Here is a 23,652-nt window from a genome sequence, read left to right on the forward strand (position 1 = left end):
TATATTTATAGGCGACTCACACAAAACCATGAGTGCAAATGTCACTATTTCTCAAAATCCTCTCCTCAAAGGTTCTGGCTTACCTCCCTTCCAAGAAATTTTTCCAGAGCAAGTAGTACCAGCTTTCTCCGAACTATTGGCAGAACTTGAGCAGAAACTAACCATCTTGGAAGCTAATATCCAGCCTACTTGGAGCGGTTTAGTGGAACCACTAGAAAAGCTGACAGAGCGGCTGAACTGGAGTTGGGGTATAGTGAGCCATTTAATGGGTGTGAAGAATAGCCCAGAATTGCGTGAAGCTTATGAAGCTGTACAACCACAAGTAGTGCAGTTTATCAACAAACTTGGTCAAAGCCAACCCATCTACAATGCTCTCAAGGAACTCCGTGCCAGTGATAACTGGGCTACTTTAGAATCAGCCCAACAGCGAATTGTGGACGCTGCTATTAGAGATGCTGAACTTTCGGGTGTTGGCTTAAAAGGAGATGCCAGAGAGCGTTTCAACGCCATCCAAATGGAATTGGCAGAACTTTCCACCAAGTTTTCTAACCATGTTTTAGATGCTACTACAGCCTATAGCTTAACCCTGACAAGTAAAGCAGAAGTTGACGGCTTACCCGATAGCTTACTAAGTCTATCCGCACAAGCTGCCCGTGCTGCGGGAGCAGAAAACGCCACCCCAGAAAATGGCCCTTGGCGCATTACTTTAGACTTTCCTAGCTATGGCCCATTCATGCAACACAGCACCCGCCGTGATTTGCGCGAAAAAATCTACAAAGCTTACATAACTCGTGCTTCATCAGGTGAGTTTGATAATCAGCCATTAATTGAGCGGATTTTAGAATTGCGGCGAGAACTAGCCCAATTACTAGGCTTTGAAAATTATGCCCAATTGAGCCTAGCTAGTAAAATGGCTCCCAATGTTGCAGCAGTAGAAGCATTATTAGAAGAACTCCGCAGTGCTAGTTATGATGCGGCTGTGAAAGACTTAGAAGCACTCAAAGCCTTTGCTGCTCATAAGCAAGCACCAGAAGCCCAAGATTTACAACACTGGGATACCAGCTTTTGGGCAGAACGCCAACGGGAAGAAAAATTTGCCTTCACCGCCGAAGAATTACGTCCTTACTTTCCCCTACCGCAAGTTTTAGATGGCTTATTTGGACTGGTGAAGCGGCTATTTGGTGTTATTGTCACTCCTGCTGACGGTGAAGCTCCAGTTTGGTATGAAGATGTGCGCTATTTTAAAATTGCCGATGAAACGGGTAGTCCCCTAGCCTACTTCTACTTAGACCCCTACAGCCGTCCAGCCGAAAAGCGCGGTGGTGCTTGGATGGATGTGTGTATTAATCGCAGCAAAATCACTGACAATGGTGTGACTGCTATCCGTTTACCTGTGGCGTATTTGGTATGTAACCAAACTCCCCCAGTAGATGGTAAGCCGAGTTTAATGACATTTTATGAAGTAGAAACTTTATTTCATGAATTTGGTCATGGCTTGCATCACATGTTGACCAAGGTAGACTATACCGGGGCAGCAGGCATCAATAATGTAGAATGGGACGCTGTAGAACTACCCAGTCAGTTCATGGAAAACTGGTGCTACGAACGACCCACGTTGTTTGGCATGGCGAAGCATTATGAAACTGGTGAACCCCTACCGGAGCATTATTATCAAAAACTCCTAGCGGCACGCAACTATATGAGTGGTAGTGTCACCTTGCGACAAATCCACTTTAGCAGTGTTGATTTGGAACTACACTATCGTTATCGCCCTGGTCAGGGTGAAACTGTCACAGATGTGCGTCATCGTATTGCCAAAACTACTACAGTATTACAACCCTTACCAGAAGACGCGTTTTTGTGTGCTTTTGGACACATTTTTGGTGGGGGTTATGCCGCAGGTTACTACAGCTACAAATGGGCTGAGGTACTAAGTGCTGATGCGTTTGCCGCTTTTGAAGAAGCTGGTTTAGAAAATGAAGAGGCGATAAAAGCTACAGGTAGACGCTATCGGGATACAGTTTTAGCGCTTGGTGGTAGCAAACATCCTATGGAGGTGTTTCAATCTTTCCGAGGTCGTCAACCTAGTACGGTTTCGTTACTCAAGCATACTGGTTTATTGCCAACCGCAGCTTAACGATTTTCGCAAAGTAGCATTGTGGTTCTGACTGCAATTTTGGGAGGCTTTACCTCCCAATAGTTATTCCTCTGAGGCTAGGAATAAAGAAAAACCAAACACTTCAATTAGTTCTTCATCCAGAATTAGTATGAATCAACAGTTATATGCTGTGTAATGGATGCTTTGATTGAAAAAAATGTGAAATTAAACCAATTTAAACACTGTTATTCCAATATTCTAGACCAGTTACAATAACATCTTCTAACCATTGCTTAAAACGCTCATTAAGACTACTTTCTTCATCAGCATAGGAAAACTGAAATAGAGAATCTGTTAAAGACTGTATATCACTGATATTTCTTTCACCCTCTTCGGTATTATCTCTGTGGTATGCACAAGCTGAACATGCAAGTAATCCACGATATTCATGTCCAAGAACATGAAATGAAAGCAGAATAGTTGTTGTTGATTCTACATCGATATCAATAACCAACTGTATCCAACTGTGATATGGGCGAAGATTAGCAAAGTAGCCTAATTGTTTGGCTGTTTCCACTACTTGGAAACGATGATAATATGATTTAGTATCACTAGCGGGAGATATACGTGTAAAAATTTGAGCATCATCTACTAAATTTTGAACAGATAATTTAATTTCATTTGCAATATTTTGTAAACGCTCAGATGCAACTTCAAACAAATTTGCAGCAAATCCTTCAACTTTTTGACAGCGATCCTCAATAGTAGCTGATTGGTTTTGCTTAATTTTATCGGCTATAGAAGCAATAACAGCTTGAACACGTCGCGTTTCTGATAAAATTTGTTCAGATAAACCAAGACTACGAATAAATGCTTGTTTTTGGCTCTTAGCAAACAGATTAATCAAGTCGGATAAATTACCTTGATCTGCAAACTCTGAAGCGGCGATATAAGCTGCTCTATCGTCTCTAGTCAAAGCTAACGGAAACCATCCAGCTTGCATAAAAACTAAACTAGCAAGGCATCGAGCAACTCGACCATTGCCATCCTGAAAAGGATGAATTTGTGTGAAACGATGATGTAACCATGCTGCTTCAACTTCAGGAGGAATTTTTTGTATTCGGTGTTGATCATGCAATTGAATTAAATTATCCATTTCCGATGCAACCTGTTCTGGAGGGCAATATTCATGTATTGAGCCATCAGGTCTTTCTGGATTATTAGGACGTAGCTTCCAATCACCTCGTATAAGAGGAACACGAATAATTTGTCCTGTAGATGTTTTAGCTTCTGTACTATCTTGATTTTGAGTTAGAAGTTGATGTAACTGTTTGATGTAAAAAGTGGATAAAGTTCTTTGTCCACCTACAAAATCAAATAACCCTTCGATAGCTGCTTCTTGATCTTGAATAAGAGATATAACTTGCCGAATTGGGCGATCTGTTGCTCCATGAGGAATTAGAGCCTCATTGATTCCTTGTTCAATTAATAAGCGAGTGATTCCTCGGTCTAGTGTATATAATCTTTCAATAATTCCAGTTTCGATAGCAATTTCTCGACGTAACCTGTCCATGAAGGTTCTAAATTCTCCAGAGGAACGGAGACGCTCTGCTTGTTCATTCCAAACAGTTACTAAAGGGGGTAGCTCTACACTAGCTAAATTTTTCCAGTTTAATGGTAAGTCCTCTATCGGTTGCCACTGCATAAAGAAATATCTGAAATTTTACAAATTTATATGGTCTTATCAGAATAAGATATTGCAATTTAAAGTAATAATGTTTGGAAAGCACACATAATAAATATTATTACAATAATATTTATTATGATAAAAATATCATAGTCTTATTTATTTCAAATTTAACACAATCTTTAAACCTGAATACCCATAAAAATACAGCATAATTAATCTTCATAGCTATCAACCAAGACAGTGAATTATGAACACACAACCAACAAACCAACCAATTCGTGTCGGAGTCCTGGGTTTCGGCGGACTAGGACAAGCAGCCGCTAAAGTCCTAGCTGGTAAACGGGAAATGATCTTAGTCGCAGCCGCAGACCAAAAAGGCTATGCATACTCTACTGAAGGCTTAAATCCCGAACAATGCATTAAAACCTACCAATCTCAAGGTTCCGTTGGTTATTTAGAACCAGTTGGCACATTAAGCAATAACAGCATTCAAGATTTAATTGCTACCAGTCAACCTGTAGATGGGTATTTCCTTGCTTTACCCAACCTGCCCAATGATTTTATTCCCTCGGTAGCCCAAGCGTTTATTCAATCCGGTTGGCGGGGTGTTTTGGTAGATGCTATTAAGCGCACTAGTGCCGTAGAACAACTCCTGGCGATGAAAGCAGAACTGCAAGCAGCCGGAATTACCTACATGACAGGATGTGGTGCCACACCTGGACTATTAACCGCCGCCGCCGCTTTAGCAGCCCAAAGCTACGCCGAAATTCACAAAGTAGAAATTACCTTTGGTGTAGGGATTGCTAACTGGGAAGCTTACCGCGCCACCGTTCGGGAAGACATTGGACATATGCCTGGTTACACAGTAGAAGCAGCTAGGGCGATGACTGACGCAGAAGTAGAAGCGCTACTAGATAAAACCAATGGTGTGCTGACCTTAGAAAATATGGAACACGCCGATGACGTAATGTTAGAATTTGCCGGTATTTGTTCACGCGATCGCGTTACAGTTGGCGGAGTAGTGGATACTCGTAATCCTAAAAAACCCCTCAGTACCAACGTTAAGGTAACAGGACGCACCTTTGAAGGTAAAATCTCCACCCATACCTTTACTTTAGGAGATGAAACCAGCATGGCAGCCAATGTCTGCGGCCCCGCCTTCGGCTATCTTAAAGCTGGTCAACAATTGCACCAGCGTGGTATTTACGGCATCTTCACTGCTGCTGAAATTATGCCCCAGTTTGTAAAGTAAGAGGCTAGGGGCTAGAGGCTAGCCCCTCCTCACTCTCCTCAACCAACCATTGCGTCTGCATAATAAATGGTAGTTCCGCGCCCACAAGACCCCGTTGGATACGTTCAGATGTTTCACTAAAAAGTATAAATAGTGGATATATACTATTAGCCCCTTCACTCAAAATATGATTGTGGCGGTGAGGCATCAACCACTCATAATCCTTATCCAGCAAAACTTGAGTTTTTCGCCAACGTCCTAATAAATCAGAAAAATCTTCGTGGGGACGATGAATAAAAAGTAAAATTTCCACTCCAGTTTTGATTTTCCACTCAGGATCACACATTAAAATTGCCACATCACAGGGTAGACAAGTTGCCTGTAAATCTGTAGCACTGCGGAGACGGACAATAGGCAGGGGAATGGTAATTACACTCTCATCTGGACGACGCAGACTAGGAATCATTTCTAAATATGGTCGATGCTCCTTAAGTAAGGCGATCGCAGCTAAATTATTGCTATACTCTGCCAAGCTCGCTTCATAATCAGATTTTTGCACATGCATAGCCCACTAAATAAGTAAATCATTAAAAGTTTGTAGTGAGTTAGCGCGGTCTTGGGGGTCTCCCCCATGAGCGACTAACGAACTTGAAGAGTCAGGACTTCAGTCCTCCTCATACCCTAAAAATAAAATTCCCCACTTATAAATTAAGAGTTAGGAATAAAAACTTTTAACTCCTAACTCTAAACTCATAAATTCTCATTACCTATCCCAAAGTTTCAAACACTTTAAACATAGGCAAATACATTGCTAGCAAAATCGTACCCACCATACCCCCTAAAACCACAATCATCAGTGGTTCCAAAACACTAGTTAGTGCCTTAACAGCTTGTTCAACTTCATCTTCATAGAAATCAGCAATTTTCATTAACATCGCATCTAATTCACCAGTTTCTTCGCCGATACTAATCATCTGAATTGCCATAGCCGGAAACACTTCATCTTTTTGCAAAGCCAAGCTAATCACTCCACCTTGTTGAATGTCTATACGTGCGCCATCTATGGCATTAGCAACCACTTGGTTTCCTGATGTATCTCGAACAATTTCTAAACAAGTAAGAATGGGTACACCTGAACGAGTCAGAGCGCCAAATGTACGACTAAAGCGCGCAACAGATGATTTTTGGATCAAATCACCAAACAAAGGCATTTTCAAAGAAAGACGGTCAATAGTTATCCGACCCACTGGTGTTTTGTAATATTGCTTATAAGCAGTTACAAATGCTACGAAACTACCAATAACTACGAAAGCCCACCAACTTCTTAATATTTCACTACACGTCATTAAAAATTGGGTAAGTGCTGGTAATTCCGTTCCTAAATCTTTAAAAATATTGGCAAAAATGGGAATGAGAAAAACAGTCATACCCACAAAGATAGCAGTTGCTAAAAACCCCACAACTACGGGATAAGACAAAGCTGATTTGATTTGATTCTGTAATCTGGCTACATCTTCTAACAACTTAGCCAAACGATTTAGTACTTCATCCAAAACACCGCCAACTTCACCGGCCTGAATCATACTCACATACAAACCATCAAAGCAGTCAGGATGTTTACGCATGGAATCTGATAGATTCATTCCACTTTGCACATCATTACTAATGTCAATCAATGCTTGCTTTAATTTAGGATTGCTACATTGTTCGGATAGTACCCCTAAACTTCTGACAATCGCTACACCTGCATTCACCAAAGCCGCAAATTGGCGAGAAAAGACAGCTTTATCCTTAACGGATACTTTAGTCATTGACGTTTGAAACTTTTTCAAATCAAAGCTGGCAAGACTTTGAGACTGCTTCAAATCTTGAATCACAAAACCCTGCTGTCTAAGATTAGTACGGGCTTGTGACAAGGATTCAGCGACAACTTTTTCCCTTCGGGATTTTCCTTGGGAGTCCCGAATACGGGCGACAAATGTTGGCATAAATTATGTAATTCAAAATTAGCTAATGGAAAAGTTCATCCAAATTGGAAGTGGGAATTTGGGATTTCAGGCTAGGATGAAAAATCTAAAACTCGCTATAAATTTAATGCGCTCTAGCAACTCCTTTTGCACCTGCGGGGGGTGCAGCAGTACCGATAAGACGTTGAATTTCGTCTGGTTTAGAAGTTTTAGACATTGCTGCTTCAAAAGAAATAGTTCCAGCTTTGTACAAATCAGCTAAAACCTTCTCCAAAGTTTGCATACCCAATTTGCCACCAGTCTGGATAGCCGAATAAATTTGTGATGTTTTACCTTCTCTAATCAAGTTAGAAATAGCCGGAGTAACAACGAGAATTTCTTGAGCCATTATTCGACCAAATTCACCAGGTTTGGGATTTTTCTTACTTACCAAAGTTTGGCTAAATACAGCTACTAAAGAGTTAGATAACTGCACCCGTACCTGAGTTTGTTTTTCATGAGGAAACACGTCAATAATCCGATCTACTGTCTGTGCAGCCGAACTTGTGTGTAATGTACCAAATACTAAATGTCCTGTTTCTGCTGCGGAAATAGCCAAGGAAATAGTTTCTAAATCCCGCATTTCTCCCACCAGAATAATATCTGGATCTTCCCGTAAAGCTGCTTTTAAAGCATTAGCAAAACTCTTGGTATCTTCACCCAATTGCCGTTGGTGAACTAAACTTTTTATTGGTTCGTAAACAAATTCAATTGGGTCTTCTACTGTCAGAATATGTTCTGCTTTGGTGCGGTTAATTAAGTCAATCATTGCCGCTAGGGTAGTTGTTTTACCTGAACCTGTGGGGCCTGTCACCAGAATTAATCCTCTGGGTTTGTCTGACATTTCCCGCACCACATCTGGTAAACCTAATTTTTCAAAGTTAGGAATTTTGGAACTTAAAGCCCGCAAACATGCAGCATAAGCACCACGTTCTTTATAAACATTCACCCGGAAACGAGCTAAACCTTTCACACCATAGGAACAATCTAACTCCCAGGTTTGCTCTAGGGTTTTACGCTGGGTATTGTTGAGCATACTAAAAATCAGTCTTTGGCATTGGTCTGCACTCAATACTTCGTCACCAATAGGTGTGAGTTTGCCACTGATACGAAAATAAGGGGGTAAACCTGCGGATAAATGTAAATCCGAGCCACCCATTTCAATCATTTGTTCCATCAAGTCTTCAATCATCATTTCCATAGTTCTCATTCCTTGTTTTATGTGTTGAATCCAAATTGCCTAGTCAAAAGCAATAACTAATGACTAATTCTTAGTCTTGAAAACGAGGTGTCATACAGTAAGGACAATCAAGCCATTCCGGTTGTAATTCGGCGCTACAAGTCCGACAAGTAAGACCACTCTTGCGTTTAGCCTTTAACTCTGCTTCCAAACCAGTATCAGTAAAGGTCACCCGTTCTACTTCTTCGAGAGTTGTGGCACCTTGACGCACTAAATCCAAACTGTAAGCCAGTAAGGTTTTCATACCTTCTTCCACGGCTACTTCCTTGATGCGTTCTGTTGGTGCTTCTTGGTTGATTAAAGTTTGCAAGTTTTCCGTAACTCGCATAACTTCATAAACACCACAACGTCCCTTGTAGCCAGAACCATTACACTTTGGACAAATCTGTTGATTTTGGGCTTTTGCTTCCGTAATATCTTCTAATGTCAACGTGTTAGCTTTGTAAAAAGTTACGCCAACATCTTGGGAAACTGATAGACCATAACGAGCTAATTCCTCAGGTGTGGGAGTATAAGGGATACGACATTCAGAACAGACACGCCTGACTAACCGTTGTGCCAACACACCAATTAAGGAACTAGAAACCATGAACGGCTCAATACCCATTTCTCCCAAACGAGCGATCGCACCAGGGGCATCGTTGGTGTGTAAAGTAGTTAAGACTAAGTGACCTGTTAAGGCAGCTTCAATTGCGGTTTTCGCTGTTTCTTTATCCCGTGTTTCACCCACTAGCAACACATCCGGGTCTTGTCGCAAAAATGCCCGCAAAGCCGTAGCAAAATCTAACCCTTTTTCCCGAATTACCTGTACTTGGGTAATCCCCGGCAAACTGTACTCAATGGGGTCTTCTACGGTACTAATATTAATTCCCGGTGAGTTCTTTTCTGCCAGTGCCGAATACAGTGATGTGGTTTTACCAGAACCAGTGGGCCCAGTCACCAAAATCAACCCAAAAGGCTTGCTGACCATATCCTGTACAATCTGCAAAGTTTCGGGATTAGTAATTAACTTATCCAAACCCAATTGTGTGGAAGAATTATCTAAAATCCGCAGTACTATTTTTTCCCCATAGCGACTAGGTAAGGTATTCACGCGGAAATCCACCTTACGTCCCTCAAACATGCGCCGGATGCGTCCATCTTGGGGTAAGCGTCGTTCGGCAATGTCTAGATTGGAGATGATTTTAAATCGAGCAGTGACCGCAGGCACAATTTTTTTCGGTAGGGGATCGAAAGCTTCACTTAATACCCCATCCTTACGAAACCGAATGCGTAAATTTTCTTCCTGCGGTTCGATGTGAATATCAGACACCCCTTCATGTAAGGCTTTAGCCAAGATTCGGTTCACAAGATTGATGACTGGGGCATCTTCTGCACCCTTCATTGCTGCCCCTAAATCAGCCTCCATCTCTTCTGGGGCATCGTCTAGATCAAGATTACTGAGATTTTCTAAATCTTGATTAATATCCGTAAATTTTTCTTTTTCTATGTGCTTTTGCCGCACAGCCAATTCATCCAAATATTGGTTAATTAGCTGTTGGTAATCTTCTTGGGTAATTACCATGCGTTGTAAAGCTAAACCCTGGGGGCGCAGGATGCGATTAAGGTCATCGGAAGCTTCGAGGTTATCTGGATCGACCATTGCCACCAAGACACAGGGCGGGTTTTGGTCATCATTTTTGGATAATGGCACCAAGCGATGACGACGACAGATATCCGCTGGTATGAGGGTTTCAATGAGATTCCCTACACTGGTATTGCCAATATTGTTGACTTCCGGATCTAGGAACTCAACACCGTATAATATTTTAAGTTCAAATAACTGCTGTTTTTTATACTGTCTAAGGAACTCTGGTGATAGTTGTTGACCGGTGAGAGACTCCAGCACTTCTGTCAGGGGTCTGCCAGATTTGCGACTTTCAATCAACGCTTGCCGCATCTGTTCGGTATTGACATAGCCAGACTGGACTAGCTTGTTGCCAAAAGGAGAAAACTCGGTTCTTGTAGTTAAAGCGGTACTGCGCCGTTGTGGAGACGAGTAAGTCATAGGTGAGCAATGAGTAGGGAAAACCTCTGATTACAGTATTCCCAGGCTGGGGTAAATAATTTTCATTGACACACAATTTGAACTTGAGATTTTAGATTTGTGATCTGCTTAAGTTCCAGATGTCCATATATATGAATAGGGTTTGCTCCCCTTGCTTCCCCTGCTCTTTTCGCTCTCGTCCCTACACGTTCGGAATACCGTCCCAGGGGAGTCTACGCTAAGGTGTTCACCATTTGTCACAATAATGAAAATGGTGACATCACTTTCAGAAAAACGTCAGCAACAAATTAGCCTCAGTTGTAAGCTGTGGTGACATATTGCCATAAAAACAATCTGAGACGAGTAGACATCATGGACGAAAATAAACAGGTAAACAATATCAGCCAACAATTGGGTGAACCAACAGAGGTAAAGCAAGCAATGAACAGCGACTCCCCAGCCAACATAAATTCCCATGAATCTGGCAGCGAGGCTACTGAGCAAGTGACAACCCCAACCAATGTATCGGGAGATACGACACTTACATCAGAAAATGGCGTCGCTGCATCAGATAAAACAGAAATAGAAACGGCGGCTTTGACAGAATTGACTCAACAAATCGATTCCCTAAAAGCGCAAGTAGAAGAACGTAACACTCAATATATGAGGATTGCGGCAGATTTTGAAAATTATCGTAAACGCACTGTTAAGGAAAAAGAAGAGCTAGATGTGCTGGCGAAACGCAATACGATTTTAGAATTGCTGCCCATAGTCGATAACTTCGAGCGGGCGCGAGCGCATCTCAAGCCACAAACCGATGGCGAGATGACAATTCACAAAAGTTATCAAGGAGTTTATAAACAACTTGTGGATTGCCTCAAACGTATAGGCGTATCACCAATGCGTCCAGAAGGTCAAGACTTTGATCCTAACCTTCATGAAGCAGTTATGCGGGAACCTACGGATGAACATCCGGAAGGAACAGTGTTAGAAGAGTTAGTACGCGGATATTATTTGGGCGATCGCGTGCTACGCCATTCAATGGTCAAGGTGGCTGCTCCTAAGGAAGACGCACCACCTGCACAGGAAGATCAGTCGAGTTCAGCTGACAGTTAACCTGTCGTTGCTCGCCTAATTAACCATAAGTGCCTAGGTTCTATTAAGAACAAGCATCGCATATCTCAAAAAGGATAGGGCTGTTGATAGTTAGCCGGACTTTTGCAGCCCTCCTTTTGATAGCAGCTTGCATCTAGGGTGCGACTTTTTCACAAAAAGCCAACCTTAAACAACAGTCCGTGTTTCAACTGCTCCCAAGAGGAGTTCCACAGACGTTACCGTAAGCTTTAGCCCATACAAAATATAGTCCGCGAAAAATCACGGCAGCAGCACTCAGTAAAAATACTGTACGTATGGGAAAAGTTATTGGGATCGACTTAGGCACTACAAACAGTTGCGTCGCAGTTTTGGAAGGTGGTCAACCGATTGTGATCTCCAACTCCGAAGGCGGACGTACCACGCCTAGTATTGTAGGATTTGGGAAAGGTGGCGATCGCTTGGTCGGTCAACTGGCAAAGCGCCAAGCCGTAACTAATGCTGAAAACACAATTTACAGTATCAAGCGATTCATCGGTCGTCGCTGGGAAGATACTGAAACAGAACGCAGTCGCGTGCCTTATGCCTGTATCAAAGGCCGAGACGATACCGTTGATGTGCAAATTCGGGAACGCAATTATACTCCTCAAGAAATTTCCGCAATGGTTCTGCAAAAACTCAAGCAGGATGCGGAAAATTTTTTAGGTGAAGCTGTAACTCAGGCAGTAATTACCGTACCAGCCTATTTTACAGATGCTCAACGACAAGCAACCAAAGATGCGGGTACCATTGCCGGACTAGAAGTTTTGCGAATCATTAATGAACCAACTGCGGCTGCTTTAGCCTTTGGTTTGGAAAAGCAAGACCAAGAACAGTTGATTTTAGTATTCGACTTGGGAGGCGGCACCTTTGATGTGTCTATCCTGCAATTGGGAGACGGAGTTTTTGAAGTTAAAGCAACTTGTGGTAACAACCACTTAGGCGGAGATGATTTTGATAACTCTATCGTCAACTGGATGATCAAACACTTCCAGCAAGAAGAAGAAATCGACCTCTCCCTCGATAAAATGGCACTGCAACGCCTCAGGGAAGCAGCAGAAAAGGCAAAAATTGAACTCTCCAGCATGGCGAGTACCTCCATCAATTTGCCATTTATCACTGCCGATGAGAGTGGGCCCAAGCATCTAGAAATGGAACTCAGCCGCGCTCAATTTGAAGAACTGGCAGGGCGGTTAATTGAAGCCACCATCGAACCGATGATTCAAGCTCTCAAAGATGCAGATCTCCAAGCACAAGACATAGACCGGATTATTTTAGTAGGTGGTTCCACCCGCATTCCCGCGGTTCAAAATGCCCTCGTCAAGTTTTTTCATGGTAAAGCACCCGATCGCTCTATTAACCCAGATGAAGCAGTAGCTCTAGGAGCGGCGATTCAAGCAGGGGTACTGGGTGGTGAAGTCGATAATCTGTTGTTACTAGACGTTACACCCTTATCTTTAGGAATTGAAACCTTAGGCGAGGTATTTACCAAAATTATCGAACGTAACACCACAATTCCCACCAGTAAATCCCAAGTGTTTTCTACTGCCGTTGATGGGCAAACATCAGTAGAAATTCATGTCCTCCAAGGTGAACGGGCAATGGCAAGGGATAACAAGAGTTTGGGTAAATTTCTGCTGACAGGAATTCCCCCTGCATCCCGTGGAGTGCCACAAATAGAGGTATCTTTTGAAATTGATGTCAACGGTATCCTCAAAGTTGCAGCCCAAGATAAAGGCACTGGTCGAGAGCAAAGTATTCGGATTACCAATACCGGTGGTTTGAGTACCAACGAAGTAGAAAAGATGCGGCAAGAAGCCGAAGTATTTGCTGAGGAAGATAAAAAACGTAAAGAACTAGTTGCGCTCAAAAACCAAGCAGATAATCTCTTATTCAGTTACGAATCCACCTTAAAGGATAACGGCGTCTTTATTGGTGAGCAGATGAAAGCTTCAGCCACCGAAAAAGTCGCGCAACTCCAAGCTGTAATGACAAATCCCAGCATCTCGCTCATAGAATTTCAACAGTGCTTAGATGACTTCCAAGAAACTTTATTTGCCATTGGTGCTGATGTCTATAATCGAGCTAACGACCAAGATAGTGAAAAAGTTGAAGAAGCTCCAGATAGTCTGTTGACATCTGAATCAGAGCAACCCATGAATGGCACCCTAATACCTCAATTTAACTTTGATTTTGATGAAGAAAGTACCTCACAGGCTGATTATGAAGCAATAGATTAATTTGAGAGGCTAGAGGCTAGAGGTTAGAGGTAAATCAAAACTTCACTAGTCCCTAGTCCCTAATTTTGCTAGATTATAAAAGCGAATTGCCGTGGGCTAGACAGTGTACCAGTACAGATGCGCTTAAATTTTATCTGGAGGGTTTTCCGCACCATTAGGTACGGCTAGCTCCTATGGTTTATCAGCGTGTTTTGACCCTACTAAGTAGCACAATTGTAAAAGAGACAGGCTCTGCTCCTAACTTTGGCAGCTTTTGTTGTATTTGATGAGGAAAGTAACTGTTGCTTCCAACTTGCTGGTGATTTTTGTCAAAAGTAAAAGGTAAAATCAATATATTAATAAAAATTTATTTTTGCCTTCTACCTAGCTTCCGGCAAGCCGCCCAACTCAGGATCTACGTTACAAAAACAAGTAACTTGAAAAAGTTTTGACCCTTGGGTTAACAGACTGATTACCTTAATTTTACAGGTAGTCGCTTTTCCAAGATACGGCTTACCGTAGGGTAGTAAATGACTGTGGCGTTTAATGCCTTCTGCTTTCTTCCTCCTAACTTTTACCTTTGTTATATGGCCCGCGACTATTACGAAATTCTGGGTGTCTCTCGTGACGCCGACAAAGAAGACATCAAACAAGCCTACCGCCGTTTAGCCCGGAAGTATCACCCAGATGTGAACAAAGAACCGGGAGCGGAAGATCGGTTTAAGGAAATTAACCGCGCTTATGAAGTGCTTTCTGAGCCAGATGTGCGAGAGCGTTATAACCGTTTTGGTGAAGCTGGTGTTTCAGGTGCTGCTGCTGCTGGTGCAGGCTTCCAAGATATGGGGGATATGGGCGGTTTTGCCGATATCTTTGAAAGTATCTTTAGCGGCTTTGCTGGTAGCGGCGTGGGTGGCCCAACACAAAGACGGCGCAGCGGGCCAGTACGAGGTGACGACTTAAGGCTAGACCTAAAATTAGACTTTCGTGAAGCGGTATTTGGTGGCGAAAAGGAAATTCGCATTTCGCATCTAGAAGTGTGTGACGTTTGTGGTGGTTCTGGTGCTAAAGCGGGAACTCGTCCACGCACTTGTTCAACTTGTAGCGGATCGGGTCAAGTACGCCGTGTTACGAGAACGCCTTTTGGCAGCTTTACTCAAGTTTCGACTTGTCCCACCTGTAACGGTACGGGCATGGTAATTGAAGACAAGTGTGATGCTTGTGACGGTAAGGGCACAAATCAAGTACCCAAGAAACTAAAAATCACCATTCCGGCTGGAGTGGACAATGGTACACGCTTGCGAATCTCCCAAGAAGGGGATGCAGGACAACGTGGTGGCCCTCCTGGAGATTTGTATGTTTACTTATTTGTCAATGAAGATGAAGAATTCCAACGGGATGGAATTAATGTTCTCTCAGAAATTAAAGTCAGTTACCTGCAAGCAATTTTAGGATGTCGTTTGGAGGTAGAGACAGTAGACGGGCCAGTGGAATTGATTATTCCCGCCGGTACCCAGCCAAATACAGTGATGAAGTTGGAAAATCGAGGCGTACCCCGGTTAGGTAATCCTGTCAGTCGTGGAGATCATATGCTGACGGTATTAATTGACATTCCTAACAAGGTGACCCCAGAGGAAAGAGAATTGCTGGAGAAACTGGCTAAAATCAAGGGAGACCGTACCGGTAAAGGTGGTCTAGAAGGATTTTTGGGAAATCTATTTAAGTAATGATTTTATCCTCCCTTTCATCTCCTGATGCTCAACTTGATCTACGTGGCACACCTTGTCCCATTAACTTCGTACGAACAAAATTATATCTGGAAAAAATGTCGCCAGGAGGTTTGCTGGAAGTATGGCTAGACTCTGGAGAACCAATTGAGCAAGTTCCTGATAGCTTGACAATGGCAGGTTATCATGTTGAGAAAATTACAGATTGCGAGGGCTATTTTGCCTTGCTAGTCCGCCGTCCTGTTACTGCCCAATGACAGTAGATAATATTTCTACTACCGGACAGTTAATTGGTACGGTGCTAGCCGTGCAGGCCAATTTTTATCGCGTACAGCTGGACGTAGAAGAGGCAGGGGGCAGGGGGGAACAAGAAAATGATTCTTCCCAACTACCAACTCCCATCCTCCTCTGTACTCGCAGAACCCGCCTAAAAAAAATCGGGCAACAGGTAATGGTGGGCGATCGCGTGGTTGTGGAAGAACCAGATTGGTCTGGGGGGAGAGGAGCAATTTCTGATGTTCTACCCCGTTCCAGCCAATTGGATCGTCCGGCGATCGCTAATGTTGACCAAATTCTGCTGGTGTTTGCTGTTGCTGATCCGCCACTAGAACCTTACCAATTAAGTCGGTTTCTGCTGAAAGCTGAGTCTACTGATGTGGATGTGCTTTTATGTTTGAATAAATGTGATTTAGTTTCACCACAGGGACAACAAGAAATAAGCGATCGCCTACGGGCATGGGGCTATAAACCTTTATTTATTAGCGTCCAAAATGGCATAAATATTGACAAATTAGCTCATTATCTGAGCAACCAAATTACAGTAATTGCTGGGCCTTCCGGTGTGGGCAAATCTAGCCTCATTAATGCGCTGATTCCCACTGTTAACCTGCGCGTGGGGGAAGTTTCCGGTAAATTAGCCCGTGGTCGTCATACCACCCGCCATGTAGAATTATTTGAAATGCCAGATGGAGGCTTACTGGCAGATACTCCCGGTTTCAATCAGCCTGATTTGGATTGTCGCCCGGAAGAATTAATCTATTATTTCCCAGAAGCTAGAAAGCCGTTAGCTGAGGCTAGCTGTCGATTTAGTAATTGTCTACATCGTGATGAACCTGATTGTGTGGTGCGCGGCGACTGGGAAAGGTATGCACATTATTTGGAATTTTTAGATGAAGCGATCGCGCGGCAAACTCATCTTAACCAACAAGCCGATCCCGAATCAACGCTGAAGATGAAAACTAAAGGCAAGGGTAAGCAACAGTACGAACCGAAGTTAGAGAGTAAAAAGTATCGTCGCGTATCTCGGAAAACACAGTTGCAAGAATTAGAACACTTGTATCAAGAAAGCGAAGAGCAATGATACTTAGGACATAGAGTCGGGTTTGGCACAATAGCATAGATGGAAAAATAAACGTTAATACAGCTAAGAGAAAACTACTCTCACGATCCCCATAAAGTCTTAAAATATTGTTAATTTCGCCAAACCCCTCGTCCTTAAACTTACAAGTACTACCCCAAAATCACTATGGCTATCGGCTACGTCGCCCTTGTACTTCATGCACATCTGCCCTTCGTTCGTCACCCAGAAAGTGACTACGTGCTGGAGGAAGAATGGCTCTATGAAGCCATTACCGAAACATACATTCCTTTATTGAAAGTATTCGAGGGCTTAAAGCGAGACGGTATCGACTTTAAAATCACCATGAGTATGACACCACCTCTAGTGTCCATGCTCCGTGATCCCCTATTGCAAGAACGCTATGACGCGCACTTAGCCAAACTAGAAGAACTTACAGAACTAGAAGCTGAACGTAATGTCCACAATGGGCATATTCGTTATTTAGCTGAACATTACGCCGCTGAGTTTAATGAAGCGCGTGAGCTATGGGAACGCTACAAAGGTGATTTAGTAACAGCTTTTAAGCAGTTCCAAGATAGTAACAATTTAGAAATTATCACTTGCGGTGCTACTCATGGCTACATGCCATTAATGAAAATGTATCCGCAAGCTGTGTGGGCACAAATTCAGGTGGCTTGTGAACACTATGAGCAAACCTTTGGACAAGCACCCAGAGGTATTTGGTTGCCGGAATGCGCCTATTATGAAGGTCTTGAGCGAATGCTGGCAGATGCTGGTTTGCGCTATTTCCTCACCGATGGACATGGGATTTTATATGCTCGTCCTCGCCCACGTTTTGGCACTTATGCCCCGATTTTTACAGAAACCGGTGTGGCGGCTTTTGGCCGAGATCATGAATCTTCCCAACAGGTATGGTCTTCAGAAGTTGGCTATCCTGGTGCGGCAGAATATCGGGAATTTTACAAAGATTTGGGCTGGGAAGCAGAATATGAGTACATTAAGCCTTATATCATGCCCAACGGTCAACGGAAAAATACGGGCATTAAGTATCACAAAATTACTGGACGTGGTTTAGGGCTTTCGGATAAGGCACTCTACGACCCTTATTGGGCGAGAGAAAAGGCAGCAGAACACGCAGATAATTTCATGTATAACCGTGAGCGCCAAGCCGAGCATTTACACGGTATTATGGGTCGTCCTCCAATTATTGTTTCGCCCTATGATGCCGAATTGTTTGGACATTGGTGGTATGAAGGCCCTTGGTTCATTGATTACCTGTTCCGCAAGTCATGGTATGACCAAGGAACTTATCAAATGACTCATCTGGCTGATTATTTGCGGGCAGAACCGACGCAGCAAGTGTGTCGCCCTTCACAGTCAAGTTGGGGCTTTAAGGGTTTCCATGAGTATTGGCTAAATGATACAAATGCTTGGATTTATCCACATTTGCACAAAGCAGCCGAACGGATGATTGAAATATCACGCATAGAAGCTGAAGATAAATTGCAGGAAAAAGCACTGAACCAAGCCGCGCGGGAACTCTTACTAGCACAATCTTCTGACTGGGCGTTTATTATGCGGACGGGAACAATGGTACCCTATGCCGTAAGAAGGACGCGATCGCACTTGATGCGGTTCAATAAGCTCTACGAAGACGTGAAAATCGGCAAAGTCGATAGTGGTTGGTTGGAAAAAGTCGAATTAATGGATAATATCTTCCCCGAAATCAACTATCGCGTCTATCGTCCGTTGTAGTAGTTGGATTAATTTGGCTTAACTTAAAAAAGCAAAACCCCCAGTCTTGATGCTGGGGGTTAAATTTATCCACATTTCGGCAGACAGATGTTAGCGGGAAAGATTACGGCTAGTGTAGGCGTCCATTGCATAAGCTGGGACACGAACACCATAGTCTGTATCCATACCAGTAATCGATTTGGCTAACTGTTCAAAAGACTCAGAACGCCAGTTACGTTCATGGATGGGCTTACTCTGTTCTCCGAGGAAATAAGCCAAAGAGCCTAAGACTGAAGCAGCCACCCAACCTACGGTCAATAATGCAATTAAAATAGTCATGGCGAACCTCTTAATTTAAAATTTGTAACTTTATGTAAATAAATATAACGTTATTTCTACAAAAGTGGCAATCTAGTTCTTTAGTGTGCTAACCGACGAATAAGTAGGGTATTCCACACTACCGTACTGTTAAAAATTACGCAGAACAGTTTCTCAACTCGTAGAAGAATGGGGTTTTAGTATCCAGTAAACAAATTTACGCGTCAGACAACTGAAAAAATAACAAAAATTTCTCACCTTGAATTACCACACTGGGAACACTTCAATTATTGATAGCTCTACGCTAAATTTGAAGTAAGTTGGGGATTTCCGTCTAGGAGATAATGCGATGGATATACTCATTGAGTCAACAAAAGAGTTTGAACAAGATTTAGAGAAATTTAGTAACACAGAAAAATTTAAGATTATTAAAAAACTGAATCGATATATGGAACTTCTCTCTGAAGAGAAAAATTTAATTTATCAAAATAGTACACAACTAAGAGAAATTAGGCTCAATGAAAACTACGATTCTTCCATATATTCTTTGAGAATTAATGAAAAAATTAGGATAATTCTAACTATTGATGATGATCCAATATTTGAAAGGATACTGATAACTTTATTTAGAGTTGTCAAGCCCGAAGATGCACCAAAAGCATACAATTCAGTTGCAGAGTCACTTTACCAAGATTTTACGGTGGAAAATCAAGAGGTTAAGGTTAATTTGCGCTAATGTCACAAATCAAACCTCTTCTAGACGAGTATGGTGTGATTAATGAGGCGATGAAGATTTTGCCAAACAACCTAAAATATGATTTTCTTGAAGCTTTGGCTGAACTAGAAGACAATGAATGTCACAGAACCCGAAATTTCCCGAAGACAAGACTCCATAAAGTCACTGGTATTAAACAAGCAATATACAGAGCCGATATTGATAAAATATCTGGATGGCGTATCCATATTCAATATATTGAAGGAAAAATACATTTGAAAGACATCATAGAAGGTCAACAGCATGATGATGTCCTCAAAGTAATTAAATCAAAAAAGGATAGATATGATTAGAAATTCGTAATTATTTATAAATATTTGAAAAATTCTTCGGGAACTAATTTTAGTTCAGCTGATTTAAACCGAGAAATATCTAACCACAGTGCCTTATGTTTATGATGTTCTGATTCAGAAAATATTAAGCTTTCTAATTGATAAAATTTAGTGTCAGCAAAATCACATTGGTAAAGTTGAATAATTTCGTGACCTTGCCTACCGTTAAATGTAAATATATTTTCTATACAACCTAAGTAGCGAATATTTATTAAGTCTGCTTGGATTTCCTCTTGAAATTCTCTTTTTAAAGCAGCTTGGCTAGTTTCACCCAAATCAACCCCACCACCCAAAGCGCGATAGAATGTTTCTTGTTTTACGGGGTCATAACCTTCAGAAACAAAAATACGTTCACCATCCCGAATCAGCCCCAAGGCTAATACCCGAATTTCGTTTGCTTTGCTCATTGTTGTCACTAATTATCATAAGTAGAGGAATAATGGCTATCGCTATCCTCGACAGGCCAATCTTCATTTTCGCCGCCAATGTACAAATCCTCAATAGTGACATATTCCTGATTTAGCTGGGTGAGGGCATTGATTAATATATCAAGAGCGATCGCATCACTGGTTCCCAAGTCAAACCAACAACGCGCCCACTGTCCCTCATACTCAAATTCACCCATATTGTGCATTAATGCAACCAAGCTTTTGTCATAACCTTGTTGGTCATAATTCATGTAGCTAATTTCCAGTCCAGTGTCTTGTACCTGGAGATTTTCGGCATTAAATGCACCCAGTTTGCCCAAATAAAACCAAGAATTAAAAACTTCTTCTACATATTGTTTTTCTCGTCCAGAAGGAACTGTGCTGAATTTCAGCCAAATCCACACATCAAAAGGATTAATCTCGCGGAACTGAATTTGCATTACGGTCAAATATCTTGATTAGTAATAAGCATATCAGGATGAGGAGGTGGGGAATGGGGAAGTATTTTAGTTTTTTTCCCTCATCCCCTTGTCACCACGCTTTATCTAAATTAACCACCCATAGCATTGAGGCTATTCATCGTATTGTTGCGTTCACGCTCAATTTGTCTGACTAAAGTGGCTGGGAGTTGGGTTCTTTTAGTTAAGGCTTTGTCAAAGTTGGCGATCGCTTCTTTAATCAGTGACTGGCTTTTATCGTTTTGTCCCTGTTTTCTGAGGATTTGGGCTTTAAGATAATACAACTCTGGGTTATCAGATGTTGTATTTAAAGCACGGTTCACATACTCTAAAGCTTGGGGGTAGCGTTTTAGGTCACGATAAGCAAGAGCAATGCCACGCTCTGCCAAGTACTGCGGGGCGGCATTTGTCTTTAACCTGTCGATGGCATCATCGGGACTGGCAAAGGGTAAATTGACGGCTAGCATCAAATCCATATAGCCCTTGAGTAAATTCAGTTCTGGATCTTGAGGTGCGATCGCTTCTGCTCTATCTAAATGTTGATAGACTTGCCGTAGTCTAGTTAAAGCTTGGGGCGCACCTTTGAGGGTACCTTCACGGGTAAGAATTACTGCCCCTTCCAAAAAGTGTCCGACAGCAGTGTACACGTTGCCACGTAATTGATCAGTAGCAATCAACTTTTGTCCGGCTTCTAAAGTTTTTTTGCTGTAAGTGTCTAGTGTAGCTAAGTCTTTGTTGGCGTATGCTAAAGATGCCTTCATCGCATAAGCTAGAGGTTCATTTGGCTCAGTGGATATTGCTTGTTGCAAGTGACGCTCGGCGGCGAGATAATCACCTTGTTGAAAAACTGCTTTAAAAGCTGCTTCTGTGTTGTCGCCAATGTTACGCGGTTCGTTAGTCCGAAATGGATCGGCAGCTAGAGAGGGATTCACCCATAAATTGAGGGCGATCGCTGCGGCAAAGGCTGTCTGAGAGAGCCGCGAGAGTCTGGCAAATGCTATTGGTTGAGGAGTAGAACACCGTTCAGTCATTGTAATTCTCAGCACACTTGCTGTTGAAATAGTTCTAAATGATACTTAAAATGCAAAGGACGGTTAACTATAACTTGCGTCTGCTTTAGCCCAAATATTCTACACAGGTTGACTGCCGTTAATTTGCCAAGTTCCCATGATTTTTGTAGCCTTGGTTAAAGGTAAGTCTGTAACAATGGAAAGCAGAAACAGGTTTGGTTTTTATTATTACCTTAAATCTCCCGTCCAGAAATTTATTTCCTCGCGAATAGCTTCTAGTCCACTTTAGTGGACTAAAATCCATGCCATCATAATCTTTTCCCACTCCCTACTCTTTACTTGCTACTCCCTACTCTCTATTTTTTTCACAAATGCTCTATCTTAAAGATCTAAATTATCATCCCACAGCTAGCCCCACAGCGATTCTCAAGTCAATTAACCTACAATTAGCACCCCAAAAACTTGGTTTGATTATCGGGCCGAGTGGTTCTGGCAAAAGTACTTTATTAGAAATTTTATCTGGACTAGCTGAACCAACTTCTGGCGCACTATTTTGGCGAGAACAAGAACTGATACCTGAACAGCTACAACAATTGGCTGGATTAGTCTTTCAGTTTCCCGAACGTCACTTTTGCGGTGGGACAATTTTAGAAGAATTGCGTTTAGGGCATCCCGAATTAGGCTCCCAGAGAGTTAAGCAGGCATTAAGTGAAGTAGGATTAGAGCATTTATCGCTCTCCACAGCACCCCATGCTTTGAGTGGTGGTCAACAAAGGCGTTTAGCTTTGGCGGTGCAATTAATTCGTCAACCAAATGTATTGTTATTAGACGAACCTACAGCCGGCTTGGACTGGTCAATGCGTCGGCAATTAGTTAATTTATTAGCGAAACTCAAACAACATTGGACACTGTTAGTAGTGACTCATGATGCTGGAGATATGCTGGCGATCGCAGATTGTTGTTGGACACTGAACCACGGTGAATTACAATCAGTAGACCCCGAAATGCTAGCAGCGAAGGTTAAAGAACCACAAGCAGCAGTGTAAATAATGGGAAGTAGGGAGTAGGGAGTAAATAATAGGTGATAAGTTAATTCCCAATGACTAATGACTCACAACTCATGACTAACTCTACTCTTCTGCTTCCGGAAATGACGGAAATTTGGCAGCAAACGTTGAATTGGCAACCCACACAACAGCAGCAGCAACAATTTCAGCAGCTTTATGATTTAATCCTAGAAGGTAATCGTCAGTTAAATTTAACTCGCATTACTGACCCGCAAGAATTTTGGGAAAAACATCTTTGGGATTCGCTGCGAGGAATTGCACCACAACAAAAATTTATCTCGAAATTTTCAGAGAACGCATCTGTTATTGATATTGGTACAGGTGCAGGTTTTCCCGGTGTGCCGATAGCAATTACCCTGCCTAATGGCACAATTACTCTTGTAGATTCAACGCGCAAAAAAATTAATTTTTTAGAAAAATTATTAACTGAAATTAATTTAAAAAATGCCAACACTGTGATTACTAGAGCCGAAGAAATAGGTCATCAAAACCAGCATCGCCAAAACTATGATGTAGCTTTAATTCGTGCTGTGGGTAATGCTTCAGTCTGTGCTGAATATGTCCTACCATTGCTGAAACAGGGTGGTTTAGCTGTGATTTATCGTGGTAATTGGACAGATGAAGAAACAACAGCTTTACAATATGCTGTGAAAAAACTAGGTGGAGTGATTGAATTAATTGATAAATTTACTACTCCCCTCAGTGACAGCATTCGTCATTGTTTATATATGCGTAAAATAGCAAATACGCCAGATGGTTTTCCCCGTGGTGTTGGTATACCCACTCAAAAACCGCTGTAAAAGAC

Annotated in this window: 21 protein-coding genes; 12 read left to right on the forward strand and 9 right to left on the reverse strand. The window is 42.2% G+C overall.

The features are described from left to right. Positions 1-28 precede the first annotated feature (28 nt). Positions 29-2,137 (forward strand): M3 family metallopeptidase, encoded by a 2,109-nt coding sequence (locus ACM0OT_RS04610; protein ID WP_414563132.1) that lies wholly within the window; start codon positions 29-31, stop codon positions 2,135-2,137. Positions 2,138-2,333: 196 nt separating this feature from the next. On the opposite strand, the gene ACM0OT_RS04615 is transcribed toward ACM0OT_RS04610, so the two are convergent. Next, entirely contained in the window at positions 2,334-3,803 is a 1,470-nt protein-coding gene (locus tag ACM0OT_RS04615) for a Fic family protein (protein WP_414563133.1), read from the reverse strand. Between the two features lie 232 nt (positions 3,804-4,035). Here ACM0OT_RS04615 and bioU point away from each other — a divergent pair, with 232 nt between their 5' ends. Beyond that, positions 4,036-5,040 carry a (S)-8-amino-7-oxononanoate synthase BioU gene (bioU, locus tag ACM0OT_RS04620; RefSeq protein WP_414563135.1) on the forward strand — a complete coding sequence of 335 codons (1,005 nt, stop codon included), beginning with the start codon at positions 4,036-4,038 and terminating at the stop codon, positions 5,038-5,040. Positions 5,041-5,044: 4 nt separating this feature from the next. Here bioU and ACM0OT_RS04625 read toward each other — a convergent pair whose 3' ends face one another. The 4 genes from ACM0OT_RS04625 to ACM0OT_RS04640 form a co-directional block, all read right to left on the reverse strand. Continuing rightward, entirely contained in the window at positions 5,045-5,584 is a 540-nt protein-coding gene (locus ACM0OT_RS04625) for a hypothetical protein (RefSeq protein WP_414563137.1), read from the reverse strand. 202 nt (positions 5,585-5,786) lie between these two features. Beyond that, positions 5,787-7,007 (reverse strand): type II secretion system F family protein, encoded by a 1,221-nt coding sequence (locus ACM0OT_RS04630; protein WP_414563139.1) that lies wholly within the window; start codon positions 7,005-7,007, stop codon positions 5,787-5,789. Positions 7,008-7,110: 103 nt separating this feature from the next. Further along, positions 7,111-8,226 (reverse strand): type IV pilus twitching motility protein PilT, encoded by a 1,116-nt coding sequence (locus ACM0OT_RS04635; RefSeq protein ID WP_414563140.1) that lies wholly within the window; start codon positions 8,224-8,226, stop codon positions 7,111-7,113. A gap of 70 nt (positions 8,227-8,296) precedes the next feature. After that, positions 8,297-10,312: a GspE/PulE family protein gene (locus ACM0OT_RS04640; protein ID WP_414563141.1), complete on the reverse strand. Its 2,016-nt coding sequence runs from the start codon at positions 10,310-10,312 to the stop codon at positions 8,297-8,299. A gap of 348 nt (positions 10,313-10,660) precedes the next feature. On the opposite strand from ACM0OT_RS04640, the gene grpE reads away from it, so the two are divergent. The 6 genes from grpE to ACM0OT_RS04670 all read left to right on the forward strand — a co-directional run bounded on the left by grpE (position 10,661) and on the right by ACM0OT_RS04670 (position 18,480). Beyond that, on the forward strand, positions 10,661-11,407 hold the full coding sequence (gene grpE, locus ACM0OT_RS04645) for a nucleotide exchange factor GrpE (RefSeq protein WP_414563415.1): 747 nt from the start codon (positions 10,661-10,663) through the stop codon (positions 11,405-11,407). A gap of 293 nt (positions 11,408-11,700) precedes the next feature. Beyond that, the gene (gene dnaK / locus ACM0OT_RS04650) at positions 11,701-13,662 is read left to right on the forward strand and encodes a molecular chaperone DnaK (RefSeq protein WP_414563143.1); all 1,962 of its coding nucleotides are present in this window, start codon (positions 11,701-11,703) and stop codon (positions 13,660-13,662) included. A 566-nt stretch (positions 13,663-14,228) separates the two neighbouring features. After that, a complete protein-coding gene (gene dnaJ, locus ACM0OT_RS04655; RefSeq protein ID WP_414544730.1) occupies positions 14,229-15,365 on the forward strand; it encodes a molecular chaperone DnaJ in 1,137 nt (378 codons plus the stop codon). Further along, a complete protein-coding gene (locus ACM0OT_RS04660; protein ID WP_414563145.1) occupies positions 15,365-15,622 on the forward strand; it encodes a sulfurtransferase TusA family protein in 258 nt (85 codons plus the stop codon). Before dnaJ ends, ACM0OT_RS04660 begins: the two co-directional genes overlap by 1 nt. Further along, positions 15,619-16,725 carry a small ribosomal subunit biogenesis GTPase RsgA gene (rsgA, locus tag ACM0OT_RS04665; protein WP_414563147.1) on the forward strand — a complete coding sequence of 369 codons (1,107 nt, stop codon included), beginning with the start codon at positions 15,619-15,621 and terminating at the stop codon, positions 16,723-16,725. Before ACM0OT_RS04660 ends, rsgA begins: the two co-directional genes overlap by 4 nt. Positions 16,726-16,890: 165 nt before the next feature. Then, positions 16,891-18,480 carry a glycoside hydrolase family 57 protein gene (locus tag ACM0OT_RS04670; RefSeq protein ID WP_414546227.1) on the forward strand — a complete coding sequence of 530 codons (1,590 nt, stop codon included), beginning with the start codon at positions 16,891-16,893 and terminating at the stop codon, positions 18,478-18,480. 90 nt (positions 18,481-18,570) lie between these two features. Here ACM0OT_RS04670 and ACM0OT_RS04675 read toward each other — a convergent pair whose 3' ends face one another. Continuing rightward, complete coding sequence (locus ACM0OT_RS04675) at positions 18,571-18,798, reverse strand: photosystem II protein, Psb35-related (RefSeq protein ID WP_414546228.1); 228 nt, start codon at positions 18,796-18,798, stop codon at positions 18,571-18,573. Positions 18,799-19,126: 328 nt separating this feature from the next. On the opposite strand from ACM0OT_RS04675, the gene ACM0OT_RS04680 reads away from it, so the two are divergent. Beyond that, complete coding sequence (locus tag ACM0OT_RS04680; protein ID WP_414563150.1) at positions 19,127-19,513, forward strand: hypothetical protein; 387 nt, start codon at positions 19,127-19,129, stop codon at positions 19,511-19,513. After that, positions 19,513-19,845 (forward strand): hypothetical protein, encoded by a 333-nt coding sequence (locus ACM0OT_RS04685; protein ID WP_414563151.1) that lies wholly within the window; start codon positions 19,513-19,515, stop codon positions 19,843-19,845. Before ACM0OT_RS04680 ends, ACM0OT_RS04685 begins: the two co-directional genes overlap by 1 nt. 14 nt (positions 19,846-19,859) lie before the next feature. Here ACM0OT_RS04685 and ACM0OT_RS04690 read toward each other — a convergent pair whose 3' ends face one another. The 3 genes from ACM0OT_RS04690 to ACM0OT_RS04700 form a co-directional block, all read right to left on the reverse strand. Then, positions 19,860-20,291 (reverse strand): NUDIX hydrolase, encoded by a 432-nt coding sequence (locus ACM0OT_RS04690; RefSeq protein ID WP_414563153.1) that lies wholly within the window; start codon positions 20,289-20,291, stop codon positions 19,860-19,862. Between the two features lie 8 nt (positions 20,292-20,299). Then, entirely contained in the window at positions 20,300-20,752 is a 453-nt protein-coding gene (locus ACM0OT_RS04695; RefSeq protein WP_414563155.1) for a DUF3531 family protein, read from the reverse strand. A gap of 110 nt (positions 20,753-20,862) precedes the next feature. Beyond that, positions 20,863-21,801: a Sll0314/Alr1548 family TPR repeat-containing protein gene (locus ACM0OT_RS04700; protein ID WP_414563157.1), complete on the reverse strand. Its 939-nt coding sequence runs from the start codon at positions 21,799-21,801 to the stop codon at positions 20,863-20,865. Positions 21,802-22,151: 350 nt separating this feature from the next. Between ACM0OT_RS04700 and ACM0OT_RS04705 the strand changes: the two genes are divergently transcribed. Further along, the gene (locus ACM0OT_RS04705; protein ID WP_414563158.1) at positions 22,152-22,826 is read left to right on the forward strand and encodes an ABC transporter ATP-binding protein; all 675 of its coding nucleotides are present in this window, start codon (positions 22,152-22,154) and stop codon (positions 22,824-22,826) included. 74 nt (positions 22,827-22,900) lie between these two features. Further along, positions 22,901-23,647 (forward strand): 16S rRNA (guanine(527)-N(7))-methyltransferase RsmG, encoded by a 747-nt coding sequence (gene rsmG / locus ACM0OT_RS04710; RefSeq protein ID WP_414563416.1) that lies wholly within the window; start codon positions 22,901-22,903, stop codon positions 23,645-23,647. Positions 23,648-23,652 lie beyond the last annotated feature (5 nt).

The organism is Anabaena sp. CCY 9613 (assembly GCF_963920895.1).
Lineage (GTDB): Bacteria > Cyanobacteriota > Cyanobacteriia > Cyanobacteriales > Nostocaceae > Cyanocohniella.